Below are 15,307 nucleotides of genomic sequence, written 5' to 3'. Positions count from 1 at the left end.
TTCATGCTAAAATTTTATACTTTCCTAACGTATAAAAAACAAAAAGCGCCTCCCTCATCTTGACAGGGAAACGCTATGATTTCATTTATAGAGCCCAAGTAAAATTGTACTCATTTGCCCTACAAAAGTCAACTACTCTTTTTTGAAAATAAACATGGGATATGAATCTTTTCATGAACACTTATTTCTCTTCCTCTAAGTCTTCTTCATCCAAATTTTCGTTGTCATCATTGTCTTCGTTATTATCCTCATCATCGTCAAACTCTTCGTCTATTTCCTCATCGAGCTCTTCTTCGTCGTCAAAATCATTGAAGTCTTCCAAGTCCTCGTCTAAATCTTCATCCAAATCCTCATCCAGATTTTCGTCCAAATCCTCATCATCTATATCATCATCTATATCATCATCCAGAAGGTCTCCCTCTGAATCACCCTCAGCATCAATCTCATCTTCTTCCACTTCAATTTCTTCTTCTGCCGCACGTTTTTTCTTCTTGGTAGCCTTTTTCTTTTTCTTCTTCTTCGGAGCATGTACTTCTTCGTCTGCCTGTTCGATCGGATACCAGCGTTTCAGTCCCCATATATTTTCTCCGAGCGTTGTAAAACGTCCGTCTACATTCAAATCTGTATAAAATTGCGCTATATATTCCTCTTTTTCTGTCTCTGTGAAACCTTTTAACTCTGCAATTCTGTTAAAGATCTCATGGAAATTCAGCGCCTTTTTTTCTTCTTTTAAAATAATACTTGCCAATTCAAGCATAGACATGTTTTCAGTTTTCTCGCGGCTATAATCCTTTAAGCTCACGGTATGCACTCCCTTTATTTATAAAATGATGGCTATTTAAGCGTAGCAAAGGATGTTCATAAAGTCCTGTGAAATAACACGACAGGATATGGGATTTTTCCTAAGTCAGACAAGTCCCATGGGCAACTTTGAAGTCACCATTTCCTGTAGAAGCCCGATACGCTGGAGAATCACCACCTCGAACTTCTCAGACATTTTCATTTTCCTTTATGAACACATACTAGATAATACTTTTCATTCATTTAACTATAACATTTTTATTTTTTCAATAAACATACCTAACATTATAAACAATTCTATAGCGATTATGCCATATTTTAGCATAAAAAAGTTGAGAAAATATCATCTTCTCAACTTTTTCACCTTACCGGTATGGCTGGTGTGTTTAAGGTTATGGGCGGTTTCACCCTTCTTATGAGCGGTTCTAAAAGAATTACCGCTCAAGAATGGGTACGGGGCGCTCATAAAAAGGGAAGACCGCCCAAAAAATGTTATGAACGATCTTCCCCCGTTATGAGCGGTTTTACCTCGGATATAAGCACTGCCCTACCCTCCACCCAAGTTATAGGCACTTCCCCTAAGATGTCTAGCATATCTCCACATGCAAAACTCCTCAACCCGTCCTCTACATATTTCTCCTATACTGACCGCCTACTTCATATAGTGCCTGTGTAATTTGGCCAAGGCTCGCTACTTTTACGGTTTCCATGAGTTCCTCGAAAATATTGCCCCCGGATGCTGCTACTTGTTTCAGACGTTTTAACGCCTCACCAGTATGTGCTTTATGTTTTTCCTGGAACTTGTGCAGTTCATTGATTTGATGTTCCTTCTCCTCTTTTGTTGCACGGGCGATTTCCATGGAATCAATGTCTTCTTCTGATGGCGGATTCGGGCGTAAATACGTATTTACGCCAATAATCGGGAGTTCTCCGGAATGCTTCTTGCCCTCATAATAAAGGGATTCTTCTTGAATTTTACCACGCTGATATTGCCGTTCCATTGCACCAAGGACACCACCACGGTCGTTCATTCGCTCAAATTCCTGGAGAACCGCTTCCTCTACCAAATCGGTAAGCTCCTCTACGATAAAGGATCCTTGCAGTGGATTTTCATTTTTCGTATAACCAAATTCTTTATTAATAATCATTTGAATCGCCATCGCCCTGCGAACAGATTCCTCTGTAGGTGTTGTGATTGCTTCATCATAGGCATTCGTATGCAGGGAATTTGTATTATCCTGTATGGCCAGCAATGCCTGCAATGTCGTTCGGATATCATTAAAATCGATTTCCTGTGCGTGCAGGGATCGTCCAGATGTCTGAATATGATATTTTAATTTTTGGCTACGCTCATTTGCACCATATTTGTCCCGCATCACAATTGACCAGATTCTACGAGCAACTCTCCCAATTACGGTATACTCCGGATCCAGGCCATTGGAGAAGAAGAAGGATAGATTTGGTGCAAATTTATTAATATCCATTCCTCTGCTTAAATAATATTCAACATACGTAAAGCCATTTGCCAATGTAAATGCAAGCTGAGTTATCGGATTTGCCCCTGCTTCTGCAATGTGGTAACCGGAGATTGACACCGAATAGTAATTCCGGACATGATGATCGATGAAATACTGCTGAATATCTCCCATCATTCTTAATGCAAACTCGGTGGAAAAGATACACGTATTCTGTCCCTGATCTTCTTTTAAAATATCCGCCTGTACCGTGCCGCGAACGACCGATAATGTATCCGCTTTAATTTTCTCGTACTCATCCCTGCTTGGCTCACGGCCTTGCTCTTCCTTAAATTTTTCCACTTGCTGTTCGATTGCCGTATTGAAAAACATTGTCAAAATAATTGGTGCCGGGCCATTAATCGTCATGGAAACCGATGTTAATGGATTCGTTAAATCAAAACCATCATACAGCTTTTTCATGTCCTCCAAGGTACATATGTTAACACCACTTTCGCCAATTTTCCCATAAATATCCGGGCGATATGCAGGATCTTCTCCATACAAAGTGACCGAATCGAATGCGGTAGAAAGGCGTTTTGCCTCATCGTTTCTGGATAAATAGTGGAAACGGCGATTAGTCCGCTCTGGTGTACCCTCTCCAGCGAATTGCCTTGTTGGGTCCTCTCCTTTTCGCTTGAACGGAAATACGCCAGCTGTAAACGGAAAAGCGCCAGGTACATTTTCTTTGAGCAGCCACATTAACCGCTCTCCCCAGTCCTGATATTTCGGAAAAGCAACTTTAGGAATCTTTAACCCTGCTAAAGACTCTGTGATAATGTCCATTTCTATCTCTTTATCGCGAATTTGGAAGGACATTTTATCCTGGCTGTATTTTTCCTGTTGTGAATCCCATGCATCCAAAAGTTTTTTAGACGTTGGATTCAGTCGTTCTTGATAACGTTCAGCCGCTTGTTTTAATTTATTAACAACATTCCCTTGATCAAACGTTTGTTTGACTTCTGTGGCTGCAGCCATTTCCTCGGAATTTTCTTGTTCAAACGTTTGTTTTACATTTTCTATTTCCTCTTCGTCCTCCATCGTGTGTATCGCACCGTTCAATTGATATAGCTTGCGGGCTATGTCGCTTTGCCCTTTTGCTTCCTCATGATACTTTCGCACATAATCCGCGATTTCCCGTAAATAATGACGGCGCTCATTCGTAATGATCAGGTTTTGTTTTTCCACGATGGTGCGTCGGTCAAAGTCTACCGATACATCCCAACTGTATTGCTCGTTTAACATATCAATTAACGAGGCAAAAAGTGCATTCGTACCCGCATCATTAAACTGACTAGCTATCGTGCCAAACACCGGAAACGCTTCCTTATCCTCATGAAACAGCATTCTGCTTCGCTCATACTGTTTGCGTACTTGATTCAAAGCATCCTCAGAGCCCTTTTGCTCGAATTTGTTAATGACAATAAAATCGGCAAAATCAATCATGTCGATCTTTTCCAATTGTGTTGGTGCACCGTATTCCGATGTCATCACATACATCGATAAATCCGTAATATCTGTGATTGCCGCATCCCCTTGGCCAATCCCACTCGTTTCGACAATAATAAAGTCATATCCGGATGCCCGAACGACATCAATAACATCCTGAATGGCTTTGGAGAGTTCTGTTCTCGAATCCCTTGTTGCCAGTGAACGCATATACACACGGTCGGTAAAAATTGCATTCATCCGAATCCGGTCCCCCAGGAGTGCTCCACCGGTTTTCTTTTTCGTCGGATCAATCGAGATAATTGCTACTTTTTTGTCCGGGACTTCATTCATAAAGCGGCGAATCAGTTCATCCGTTAACGAGCTTTTCCCTGCTCCACCTGTACCTGTTATACCGAGAACTGGTGTATGGGGATTGGCTTTTTCCTGAAGCATGCTAAGTACTCGCTGTTTTTCTTCCGGACTTGTTTCCGTTGACTCGACAAATGTAATAAATTTCGCAATCGCATGACGGTCCCCTTGCAATAGCTTTTCAAAATCTGTATCCATATTCATTGGCGGGATAAAGTCACACATCTCCATCATTTTATTAATCATGCCCTGAAGCCCGTATTTCCGGCCATCTTCCGGGGAAAAAATCCATGATACCCCATAATGATGCAATTCTTTAATTTCCTTTGGGATGATTACCCCACCACCACCGCCAAACACTTTAATGTGACCCGCGCCTAATTCATTTAATAAATCAATCATATATTTAAAATATTCCACATGTCCGCCTTGATAAGATGAAATGGCAATCCCCTGGACATCCTCCTGAATCGCAGCATAAACGACCTCTTCCACGGACCGGTTATGCCCTAAATGAATGACCTCTGCCCCACTCGATTGTAAAATTCTCCTCATAATGTTAATCGATGCATCATGCCCATCAAACAGGCTGGACGCTGTCACGAAACGAACCGGATTTGTTGGCCGGTAAACCTCTACTTGTTCCATCCTTTTTCCCCCTTTGAACTGAAAATTAATTTTCCACAGGCAATCCTTTAAGCAGCGTATGAATCTGCAATTGGATATACTCATCCAATGAAAATTGCTTTTGCAAAATCCATCTTCTAAATCCCCACATATGTCCCTGAATAAAAATATTATTAGCAATAAGGGTCGCTTCCTGCTCCGTTATCTTTTCAGGAATACAGTTTACAATGACTTTTTCCAGCATCCCAACCATATCCCGCTCTTTTTGCAGAACATACTCCCTTGTTTCCTTTTTTAGTGATTTTACTTCCTGATACAAAATGAGTATTTCTTCCTGCAAATCATCCATTAAATAAAAATAAGACTCGATTACTTTTATCAAACTTTCCCGCGAAGGCTGCTGCAGTTCAAATGCCGGTTCCAGCCGTTCACGAACCCGGTCATAGATTGCATCACAAGTAAGAAATAGGACATCTTCTTTTGTACGGATATATTCATAAAGCGTCCCAATACTAAATCCCGATGCTTTGGCAATCTCCCTTGTCGTCGTTCGGTGAAATCCCTTTTCTTTAAAAAGTGATATCGCTCCTTTAATCATCTGATCCCGTCGCTTTTGGATAAGCTCCTCGTCCTTCACATTGGAAACCACCTTATTTTTCACCATGTCTTTTAAGCCTCCTTCCATATTTCCAGCCAATCCTTAGCAAATGAATTGGCATAAGAATCCTTCACTGGAAGGTCATCGATGCCTTCATTTTGTTTGATTGTCACTTTACATTTGCAATCACACGTTCTTCTATCCGTGTCTCCACGACCAGTGTCTCTCTCCCAACTTCTGCTAGCCATCTATTTCGTCAGCATCCGCCCGATGACTAACCGCTGAATTTCATTTGTTCCCTCATAAATTTGTGTTATCTTGGCATCGCGCATATAACGTTCGACCGGATAATCCTTCGTGTACCCATAACCGCCAAATACTTGAACCGCTTCCACCGTTACCTTCATGGACGTGTCCCCTGCAAACAGTTTGGACATCGCAGAGGCTTTACCGTACGGCAGACCTTGAGACTCCAGCCATGCTGCTTGATAGGTTAATAGACGGGAAGCTTCTATTTCCGTTGCCATATCCGCCAGTTTAAAAGATATCCCCTGGTTTGAGGCAATTGGTTTTCCAAATTGCTCCCGGTCTTTCGCATAATCAACAGCTGCATCCAGTGCGCCCTGGGCAATCCCGACAGCTTGAGCGGCTATTCCATTTCTTCCGCCATCCAATGTAGACATCGCAATTTTAAAGCCTTCTCCTTCCGCACCTAGTCGATTTTCCTTAGGTACACGGCAGTTTTCAAAAATGAGCTCTGTCGTTGGCGATGAGCGAATTCCCAGTTTTTTCTCCTTTTTGCCAAAGGTGAATCCTCCCGTTCCCTTTTCCACAATAAATGCACTAACCCCTTTATGTTTTGCATCTGGATCTGTTTTTGCAAATACGACATAAATATCAGCAACACCACCATTGGTAATCCAAACTTTGCTTCCGTTTAAAACATAATCATCACCATCTTTTCTGGCCGTTGTTTTCATCGATGCCACATCACTGCCTGCTCCTGGTTCTGATAAAGCATATGCCCCTAATGCCTCTCCGGTTGCCAAACGGTACAGAAAGCTCTTCTTTTGTTCCTCATTTCCGTATTTATAAATCGGCCAGCTGGCTAAGGAAAGATGCGCAGATAACGTAACCCCAGTTGAAGCGCATACACGGGATAGCTCCTCCACTGCAATCACATAGCTGACAAAATCGGATCCAATTCCTCCATACTCTTCTGGCCACGGGATTCCAGTCAGGCCAAGCTCCGCCATTTTATCAAAGATATCCCGGTCAAATCGCTCTTCCTCATCCCGCTCTGCAGCAGTAGGCTCCACCTCATTCACTGCAAAATCCCGTACCATTTTTCTTAACATTTCTTGCTCTTCGGTTAGTTGAAAATTCATTGTTTCTCCCCCTCTATTGATTCTTTAGTAAATGTCTTGCGATGACCGTATGCTGAATTTCATTCGTTCCTTCATAAATTTGGGTTACTTTCGCATCACGGAAAAACCTTTCAACCGGAAAGTCTTCCGTATACCCGTTACCGCCAAATACTTGTATGGCCTCTATCGCTGTTTTCACCGCGGTATTGGAGGCAAACATTTTCGCCATGGACGCTTCTTTTCCACATTCCACGCCACGTTTTACTAGTGATGCGGCTTGGTAGACTAATAGTTTTGCCGCTTCCACTTCGGTTGCCATATCCGCCAATTTAAAAGCAATTCCCTGGTTGGCTGAAATCGGTCTGCCAAACTGCTCCCTTTCCTTCGCATAATCGACTGCATGTTCCAACGCGCCTTCTGCAATGCCTAGTGCTTGTGCGCCAATGCCAATTCTCCCAACATTTAAGTTTGCCATTGCGATTGGAAAGCCATCCCCCAGTTTGCCAAGGAGCTGTTTTTTGGAAACGAAACAATTGTCAAAACTTAATTGCACTGTATTCGATCCATGCAGCCCCATTTTCTTTTCCCTTTTGCCGATAAAAAGTCCTGGTGAATCCTTTTCGACGATGAAGGCACTGATTTGGTCTTCTGCTGTTCGCGCAAAAGTAATATATGTGTCTGCAGCACCTCCGTTGGTGATAAAGATTTTGGAACCGTTTAAAACATAATGTTCGCCTTCCTCCCTTGCAACGGTTCGAATGTTTTTTGCGTCCGACCCGGCACCAGGTTCTGTTAATGCAAATGCTCCCAAATACTCACCCGATGCCAGTTTTGGGATGTAATGTTTCTTCTGTTCTTCCGTACCGAAATATAAAATGGGATTGGTTCCGACTGAAGAGTGAACAGAAAGAATCACACCAACCGTTGCACTGACCTTGGACAGTTCATGAATGGCAATAATATAAGAGGTAAAATCCATTCCACTTCCGCCATATTCCTCAGGGATGGATATTCCCATCAAACCGAGCTCTGCCATTTTTCTGATGATTTCAGAAGGAAACCTGTCTTCTCTCTCCATTCGTTCTACTTCTTTCGCAACTTCATTTTGTGCAAACCCACGGACCATGTTGCGCATCATTTCCTGTTCTTCGGTAAACATGAGGTCCATCCCAACCGCCTCCCTCTTGATGTCATATTCAGCTATATTCATAGAATCCACGGCCTGATTTCTTCCCTAACCATCCCGCTTTCACGTATTTCCTTAGTAATGGACAAGGACGATACTTACTGTCACCAAGTCCTTCATGAAGTACTTCCATAATCGATAAACACGTATCCAGACCAATAAAGTCGGCCAGTTTCAACGGTCCCATCGGGTGATTCATCCCTAATTGCATGACCGTATCCACATCTTCCGGTGATGCCACCCCTTCATATACCGTATAAATTGCCTCATTAATCATTGGTAGCAAAATACGGTTCGAAACAAAACCAGGAAAATCATTTACCTCCACAGATGTTTTATTTAACTGCTCTGAAACTGCCTGAATCACTTCATATGTCTCATCACTTGTCTGCAATCCCCGGATAATTTCCACTAGTTTCATAACTGGAACCGGATTCATAAAATGCATGCCAATGACCTTTTCTGGACGATTCGTTACCGCAGCAATTTCTGTAATGGGAAGAGAGGATGTATTCGTGGCTAAAATAGCATGCTTCGGCGCCACCCGGTCCAGCTCTTTAAATACACTTGTCTTCACGTCCATCTTTTCCACAATTGCTTCCACCACAAGGTCACAGGACGCTGCATCCTCCAAACTGCTGGACAGCGTCATCCGACTTAATGTAACCGCTTTATTTTCTTCTGTGATTTTCCCCTTTGCTACATCTTTACTAAGTATTTTTTCAATATGAGCTTTCCCTTTATTTAAAGCCTCTTTCTTCACATCATTTAATATTACCTCAAAACCGGATTGGGCGAATACTTGGGCAATTCCTGAGCCCATTTGGCCGGCTCCAACGACCATTACTTTTTTGGCAGACATGTTTTTTCCTCCTTTTTTTAATTTAGCACTTGTCTTAGAAATTATTTTGTTGAATGAAAAGTGGAGTTTTGAGCGTTCCGCATTTGCCCGGAACGCTCGAGAAGTATGTTTACTGTTTCGGCACTTCAATCAATACGGCATCACCTTGGCCACCGCCACTGCAGATGGCTGCAATTCCAAGGCCACCACCACTGCGTTTTAACTCATGAATTAATGTTAAAATAATCCGGGAACCACTCGCTCCAATTGGGTGGCCTAATGCTACGGCACCGCCATTGACATTTATTTTTTCCGGATCAATATTTGCGATTTCTCCACTGGCAAGGGAAACCGCCGCAAATGCTTCATTGATTTCAAATAGATCAATATCCTCAATGGTGTGTCCGGTTTTTTCCAAGAGTTTATTAATGACCAGTCCTGGAGTTTTCGGAAAGTCTTTTGCTTCAACGGCAACTTCTGCATGGCCGACAATCGTTGCCATCGGCGTTTTCCCTAATTCATTCGCTTTTTCATCTGACATTAGCACAAATGCCCCCGCGCCATCATTCACACCTGGCGCATTTCCGGCAGTAATCGTACCATCTTTATTAAAAGCTGGACGCAGACGGGAAAGCTTCTCAACGGTTGTATCTTTTCTTGGGGCCTCATCGGTATCCACAACAATCGGTTCACCTTTCCGCTGCGGAATCTCCACTGGTACGATTTCTTCCTTGAATTTCCCTGATTGTATTGCTTCGACTGCCCGTTGTTGACTGCGGTATGCCCATTCATCCTGAGCTTCCCTTGTCAGCCCAAACTCCTCGGCAGTGGAATTGCCATACGTTCCCATATGCACACCTGTAAAGGAGCAGCTTAGTCCATCATGAACCATTAAATCCTTCACAGGACTGTCTCCCATTCTGCTTCCCCAGCGGGCATCCGGCATAAAATAAGGTGCATTACTCATGCTTTCCATCCCACCGGCCACAATCACATCTTCATCACCTAAGCGAATGAGTTGATCAGCTAATGTGACACTGCGAAGTCCTGAAGCGCAAACCTTATTAATGGTTTCTGTTTTCACTTCCCAAGGGATCCCTGCCTGTCTGGCTGCCTGGCGGGAGGGAATTTGCCCCTGTCCACCTTGTAATACGGTTCCGATGATGACCTCATCCACCTCTGTTCCGTCCATACCAGCACGTTCCAGCGCTGCTTTTATCGCTCTTCCACCTAGCTGTGCAGCCGTTAACGGTTTTAATGCCCCTCCAAATTTGCCAAATGGTGTTCTTGCTCCAGATACAATAACCGTCTTCCTCACTAAAAACATCCTTTCCTTATTAGGATTTCATTGATTGAACGCTCGCTCAGTTGCTCATTTAGAAGATAGGGGGATGTGCTCCCCCTTTATCTAAAGTCTCTTTTCGTAATGGTTGTTGCTTATTTAATCTTCACTGTTGATGTAAAATGCAACGTAACATACCGCTGCGGAAATCAACGATGCACTCACTTACGTCGTAGTTTATAGATTAATGACAAAATTCAACTATCTAAATGAATGAGCCATCTAAAAGTTTACAGGCGGCTGATGCCCATTTACGATCTTTAAAATATGGGCTTTTGCCAGTTATCACGTGATAAAACTATGATGCTACTACTTCATTTTCTTCTGTTAACACGGATAAAGCAAGGATTTCGGCGACGTCCATGGTGCTGATATCTTCTTCTACTTCTTTCGCTTTGGTTCCGTCACTAATCATCGTTAAGCAGAATGGGCATGCGGTTGAAATCATCGATGGCTCTACGGCTAGTGCCTGTTCTGTACGGGCTACATTAATGCGGTTTCCTGTCGTATCCTCCGCCCACATCAAGCCACCGCCAGCTCCACAGCACATCCCGTTTTCACGGCTACGGTCCATTTCTACTAATTTCAGCCCAGGAATAGATTGCAAGATTTCCCGTGGAGGATCATATACTCCATTGTATCTTCCAAGATAACAGGAGTCATGATAGGTTAATCGTTCATTAATCGCACGTTTTGGTGCCAGTTTTCCAGATTGAACAAGGTCATACAGTAATTGGGTATGATGATATACTTCTGCTTCAAAACCGAAATCCGGATACTCATTTTTAAAGATATTATATGCATGTGGATCAATCGTTACGATTTTCTTGACGTTATGCTTTTCAAACGTTTTGATATTTTTCTCTGCGATTTCCTGGAATAAAAATTCATTACCGATGCGACGGGCCGTATCCCCGGAATTCGCTTCCTGGTTACCGAGAATCGCAAAGGTGATTCCTGCTTGGTTCATTAATTTCGCAAAAGCAAGGGCAATTTTTTGACTGCGGCTGTCATAAGAACCCATAGAGCTAACCCAGAATAAGTATTCAAATTCTTCGCCTTCCTTTTTCAACTCTTTCACTGTTGGCACATATGCTGATTCATCTTCCTCACGCCACTTTATTCGATCCTTTTTCGATAGTCCCCATGGATTTCCTTGGCGTTCAATATTCATGACCGCACGCTGTACATCGGAATCCATTTTCCCTTCTGTCATAACAAGATATCGGCGCATATCAATAATTGTTCCAACGTGTTCATTGGTTACTGGGCAAGCATCTTCACAGTTACGGCAAGTAGTACATGCCGACAGCTCTGCTTCTGTGATGACATCCCCAATCAGGCTTGCTTCCTGAATCGTTGCCGCTGCTTCCCCACCTGCACTTGCCTGATTGCCTTGTGTGCTTGAGAATGCATATGAAGGTACCCATGCCTGCTTCCCGGTAACTGCTGCTCCTTTTTCGGTTAAATGGTCACGGAGTTTAATCATGATATCCATTGGGGAGAGCATTTTTCCGGTTCCTGCAGCCGGACATACATCTGTACAGCGGCCACATTCCACACAGGCGTAGAAATCAATCATTTGATGCTGTTCGAAATCTTCAATTTTACCAACACCAAAAACAATTTCCTCTTCGCTTTCTTCAGTCTCCTCATCGATGTCAAAATCTAATTTTTTCAGTTTTCCAGGTACTTTCTTGCTTAAGAAAACATTAATCGGTGCAGCAAGTAAGTGTGCATGCTTCGACTGTGGCACATAAACTAGGAAGGTTAAAAGTGTAATCGTATGTACCCACCACGCAACATAGAAAAGAACGACCGCTGCCTCGGCAGATAAGAACCCAAATGCCATTGCTATGAAACTGGCAACTGGTTCGGTCCAAGTCACTTCATGTCCATGCCAAATCATAGACATGCCATTTCCAAATAGTACAGATAGCATTAATGTACCAATAAAAATTAGTACGAGTCCTGATTTCAATCCGCGTTTTAAACGCACCAGTTTTTCAATGTAACGGCGATAAAACGCCCATATGACGGCAACGAGAATCATTAACGTTACTAATTCCTGAAAAAATACAAATCCTGGATAAAACATACCAAAAGGTAAATGATTACCAGGTGACAGCCCTTTCACGAACATGTCAATTGCGCCAAATTGTACAAGGATGAATCCGTAGAACATCATGACGTGGATAGCACCAGACTTCTTATCCTTTAACAGCTTGGACTGACCAAATACAATAGTACCTACCCGCTTCAAACGCATTTTCACTTCCCCATCAAACTCCGACTTTTTCCCGAGTCTGATGTAGGAAACCCTTGTAGCAACTACTTTAGTGAATAGATAAAGTGCATAAAATGTAATTACCAAAAAAGCGATCCAGTTGATGATGAAAAATGTATCCATTCGTCCTCCCCCTTTTGTTTACCTTGCGATGACAACGACTTCATTTATCAGAAAAATCTTGATGCTAGTCTTACTTCTATAGTATATGATGAATGAGCATTCAGTCAATATATCGATTGCTAAAATTTTAAATTTTTTATTTTGTTTGAATATAAAAATACACTATTTTCTCTTCATTGTAAAGAAAATAGTGTATTTGTTATCATTATATGTTCTTGTCTAATGAGAAATTAACTTTACATTTTTTCCGGTACGGAAACACCAATTAATGTCAAACCGTTTGCAAGTGCTGTTCTTACAGCCTTCATTAAAGCTATTCGTGCATTGGTACGTTCCAGATTATCCTGATCCAAAACTTTTTCAGCATTATAAAAGCTGTGCAATAAGGAAGCAAGGTCAAACACGTATTGCGTTACTTTATGTGGCAAATGTTTTTCTGCAGCTTCTGCAACCACCTGCGGGAATTCTGCAAGTTTTTTCAGTAAGTCTACTTCTTTTTCTGCTGTTAATAGCGAAGCATCAAACGCTTCATCCGTCTGAAACTCTTTTGATTTCGCCTGTTCCAGCATCGTGCAAATTCTAGCATGGGCATATTGCACATAATAGATTGGATTTTCATTGGACTCGGAGCGGGCAAGGTCCATATCAAAATCGAGCTGAGAATCATTGGAACGGGTAACAAAGAAATAACGCGCTGCATCCACGCCCACATCTTCTATCAAATCTCGAAGCGCAACTGCTCTACCTGTTCGTTTACTCATGCGAACCTTTTCTCCGCCTTCAAACAGGTTTACCATTTGAATGATTTTTACATGGAATTTTTCTGATGGATAGCCGAGTGCTTGGATTGCTGCTCGCATTCTCGGAACATAACCGTGATGGTCCGCGCCCCATACATTGATAATTTGGTCAAAGCCTCTTTCCAGCTTATCTTTATGGTACGCAATATCTGGTGTCAGGTATGTGTAACTTCCATCACTTTTTACTAAAACACGGTCTTTGTCATCTCCATATTCAGTGGATTTAAACCAGGTTGCATCGTCTTTTTCGTAGATGTAATTTCCTTCCTCCAGTTTCTTCAGAGCGTCAGAGATTTTTTCATCTTGATAAAGGGACCTTTCCGAGAACCAATTGTCAAACTCCACACGAAAAGCTTTTAAATCATTTTTAATATTTTCAAGAGATGACTGCAGGCCAAACTCTTTAAAATAAGCGACACGTTCCTCTTTGTCTTTGTTTACCCATTGATCTCCATCTTCGGCAACGATTTTTTTTGCGATGTCAACGATCGCTTGTCCGTGATATCCGTCTTCGGGCATCTCCACGTCCTGCCCCAGTTCCTGTAAATAGCGGGCTTCTACGGAGTAAGCAAGTTTATCAATCTGGTTCCCCGCATCATTAATATAATATTCCCGCTGGACATCATATCCCGCTGCATCTAACACATTACACAGCACATCCCCATAGGCTGCACCACGGGCATGACCTAAGTGAAGGTCTCCGGTTGGATTCACGGAAACGAACTCTACCTGAACTTTTTCCCCTTTTCCAGTATCGGTTTTTCCGTATGCTGTATCGGCATCCAGGATGGTTGGAATAATATCTCCCAAGAAATCATTTTTCATGAAAAAGTTGATGAACCCTGGACCAGCAACCTCTATTTTTTCGATTGATGCTTTCGTTTGGTCTAAATTCTCAATAATATCATCCGCAATTTGACGAGGCGCCTTTTTCGCAATTCGAGCCAGCTGCATCGCTATATTTGCTGCAAAATCTCCATGTGCTTTATCTTTTGGTTTTTCCAAAACGATATCGGGAAGCTGTTCTTTAGTTGCCAGATTCGCTTTTACGACTGCATCAGCAATTTCCTGTTTTAACGTATCCTCTGTTTGTTCCAAGACGTTCATTCGGAATCCTCCTCTTTAAAAATTAGTGTTAACTCATGTTTCCGTTCATCCTGCTGTCCATTTAATCTCACCGTGTATAAAAGGCTTAACTGACCTTCTGATTCGCTCTTTTGTTTATAGGTGATTCTTCTGGTAAATGTCTCCATATGTATCGTTCCATGTGGATGTTTGTATACATTTTCGGTACGATGATTGATATCAAACCTTTGATTCATGGACACGGGCCCAGTCCGCTTTATGTTTACCGAACCGTTCTGAATGGTGATTAAGTTCTTCACCTTGAAATCTCCGTCCATTGTTTCGTCAAATATGATGACATCCATCTTTCCTCTTTTATAAAACTTACCTGTTTCCACGATCTCATTCTGCTCTTTGACACCTTGGTCATCAATGGTTGTCTGAAGCTTAATTTGTACATTCTTTTGAATCGATTCCATATTATTCGCCCTTTATAGTAAAAATCATATAATGCCTATTATAGCTATAATGCGCTCGATATTTCAATAAAAATCGTAAGTGGGGAGGGAAGGAGATCTTTTTTGTATATCTCTGGAGTATGTTTGGAATTGGTTTGTTGGAGAGGAGCGGTTCTCTTTATGTTTTGGGTGGTTCTACCTTTTTACGAGCGCTCATCCTTCTCTTTTGAGCGGTTCCACCTTTTTATGAGCGCCCCTCCCTCTCTTTTGAGCAGTTCTACCTTTTTATGAGCGCTTCTCCTTCTCTTTTGAGCGGGTTTACTTTTTTATGAGCGCCCCTCCCTCTCTTTTGAGCGGTTCTACCTTTTTATGAGCGCTCTTCCCTCTCTTTTGAGCGGTTCTACCTTTTTATGAGCGCTCACCCTTCTCTTTTGAGCGGTTCTACCTTTTTATGAGCGCTTCTCACATGCTTTTGAGCGGTTCTACTTTTTTATGAGC

11 protein-coding genes are annotated in these 15,307 nt (G+C 42.3%); all 11 read right to left on the bottom strand.

The window, feature by feature from the left end:
• Positions 1-181: 181 nt before the first annotated feature.
• The 11 genes from rpoE to GMJ66_RS10145 all read right to left on the bottom strand — a co-directional run bounded on the left by rpoE (position 182) and on the right by GMJ66_RS10145 (position 14,830).
• On the bottom strand, positions 182-802 hold the full coding sequence (rpoE, locus tag GMJ66_RS10195) for a DNA-directed RNA polymerase subunit delta (protein ID WP_156290220.1): 621 nt from the start codon (positions 800-802) through the stop codon (positions 182-184).
• A 625-nt stretch (positions 803-1,427) separates the two neighbouring features.
• Positions 1,428-4,763 (bottom strand): methylmalonyl-CoA mutase family protein, encoded by a 3,336-nt coding sequence (locus GMJ66_RS10190; protein WP_156290219.1) that lies wholly within the window; start codon positions 4,761-4,763, stop codon positions 1,428-1,430.
• 25 nt (positions 4,764-4,788) lie between these two features.
• A complete protein-coding gene (locus GMJ66_RS10185) occupies positions 4,789-5,406 on the bottom strand; it encodes a TetR/AcrR family transcriptional regulator (RefSeq protein WP_156290218.1) in 618 nt (205 codons plus the stop codon).
• A 5-nt stretch (positions 5,407-5,411) separates the two neighbouring features.
• Positions 5,412-5,588, bottom strand: coding sequence for a hypothetical protein (locus tag GMJ66_RS10180; RefSeq protein WP_156290217.1), 177 nt, complete (start codon positions 5,586-5,588; stop codon positions 5,412-5,414).
• Positions 5,589-6,728 carry an acyl-CoA dehydrogenase gene (locus tag GMJ66_RS10175; protein WP_156290216.1) on the bottom strand — a complete coding sequence of 380 codons (1,140 nt, stop codon included), beginning with the start codon at positions 6,726-6,728 and terminating at the stop codon, positions 5,589-5,591. It abuts the gene before it with no gap.
• A gap of 13 nt (positions 6,729-6,741) precedes the next feature.
• Complete coding sequence (locus tag GMJ66_RS10170; RefSeq protein ID WP_156290215.1) at positions 6,742-7,875, bottom strand: acyl-CoA dehydrogenase; 1,134 nt, start codon at positions 7,873-7,875, stop codon at positions 6,742-6,744.
• Between the two features lie 28 nt (positions 7,876-7,903).
• Positions 7,904-8,755 carry a 3-hydroxybutyryl-CoA dehydrogenase gene (locus tag GMJ66_RS10165; RefSeq protein ID WP_156290214.1) on the bottom strand — a complete coding sequence of 284 codons (852 nt, stop codon included), beginning with the start codon at positions 8,753-8,755 and terminating at the stop codon, positions 7,904-7,906.
• A gap of 109 nt (positions 8,756-8,864) precedes the next feature.
• Positions 8,865-10,052, bottom strand: coding sequence for an acetyl-CoA C-acetyltransferase (locus GMJ66_RS10160; RefSeq protein WP_156290213.1), 1,188 nt, complete (start codon positions 10,050-10,052; stop codon positions 8,865-8,867).
• A gap of 322 nt (positions 10,053-10,374) precedes the next feature.
• Positions 10,375-12,486: a (Fe-S)-binding protein gene (locus GMJ66_RS10155; protein ID WP_156290212.1), complete on the bottom strand. Its 2,112-nt coding sequence runs from the start codon at positions 12,484-12,486 to the stop codon at positions 10,375-10,377.
• Positions 12,487-12,722: 236 nt separating this feature from the next.
• Positions 12,723-14,393: an arginine--tRNA ligase gene (argS, locus tag GMJ66_RS10150; protein WP_156290211.1), complete on the bottom strand. Its 1,671-nt coding sequence runs from the start codon at positions 14,391-14,393 to the stop codon at positions 12,723-12,725.
• Positions 14,390-14,830, bottom strand: a complete 441-nt coding sequence (locus GMJ66_RS10145) for a DUF1934 domain-containing protein (protein ID WP_156290210.1) — start codon at positions 14,828-14,830, stop codon at positions 14,390-14,392. The genes argS and GMJ66_RS10145 overlap by 4 nt, the downstream gene beginning before the upstream one ends.
• Positions 14,831-15,307 lie beyond the last annotated feature (477 nt).

Source organism: Oceanobacillus salinisoli, assembly GCF_009733865.1.
Taxonomy (GTDB): domain Bacteria; phylum Bacillota; class Bacilli; order Bacillales; family Amphibacillaceae; genus Oceanobacillus; species Oceanobacillus salinisoli.
The sequence above is the reverse complement of the archived record's forward strand: the minus strand, read 5'-3'. Positions and strand labels throughout refer to the sequence as shown.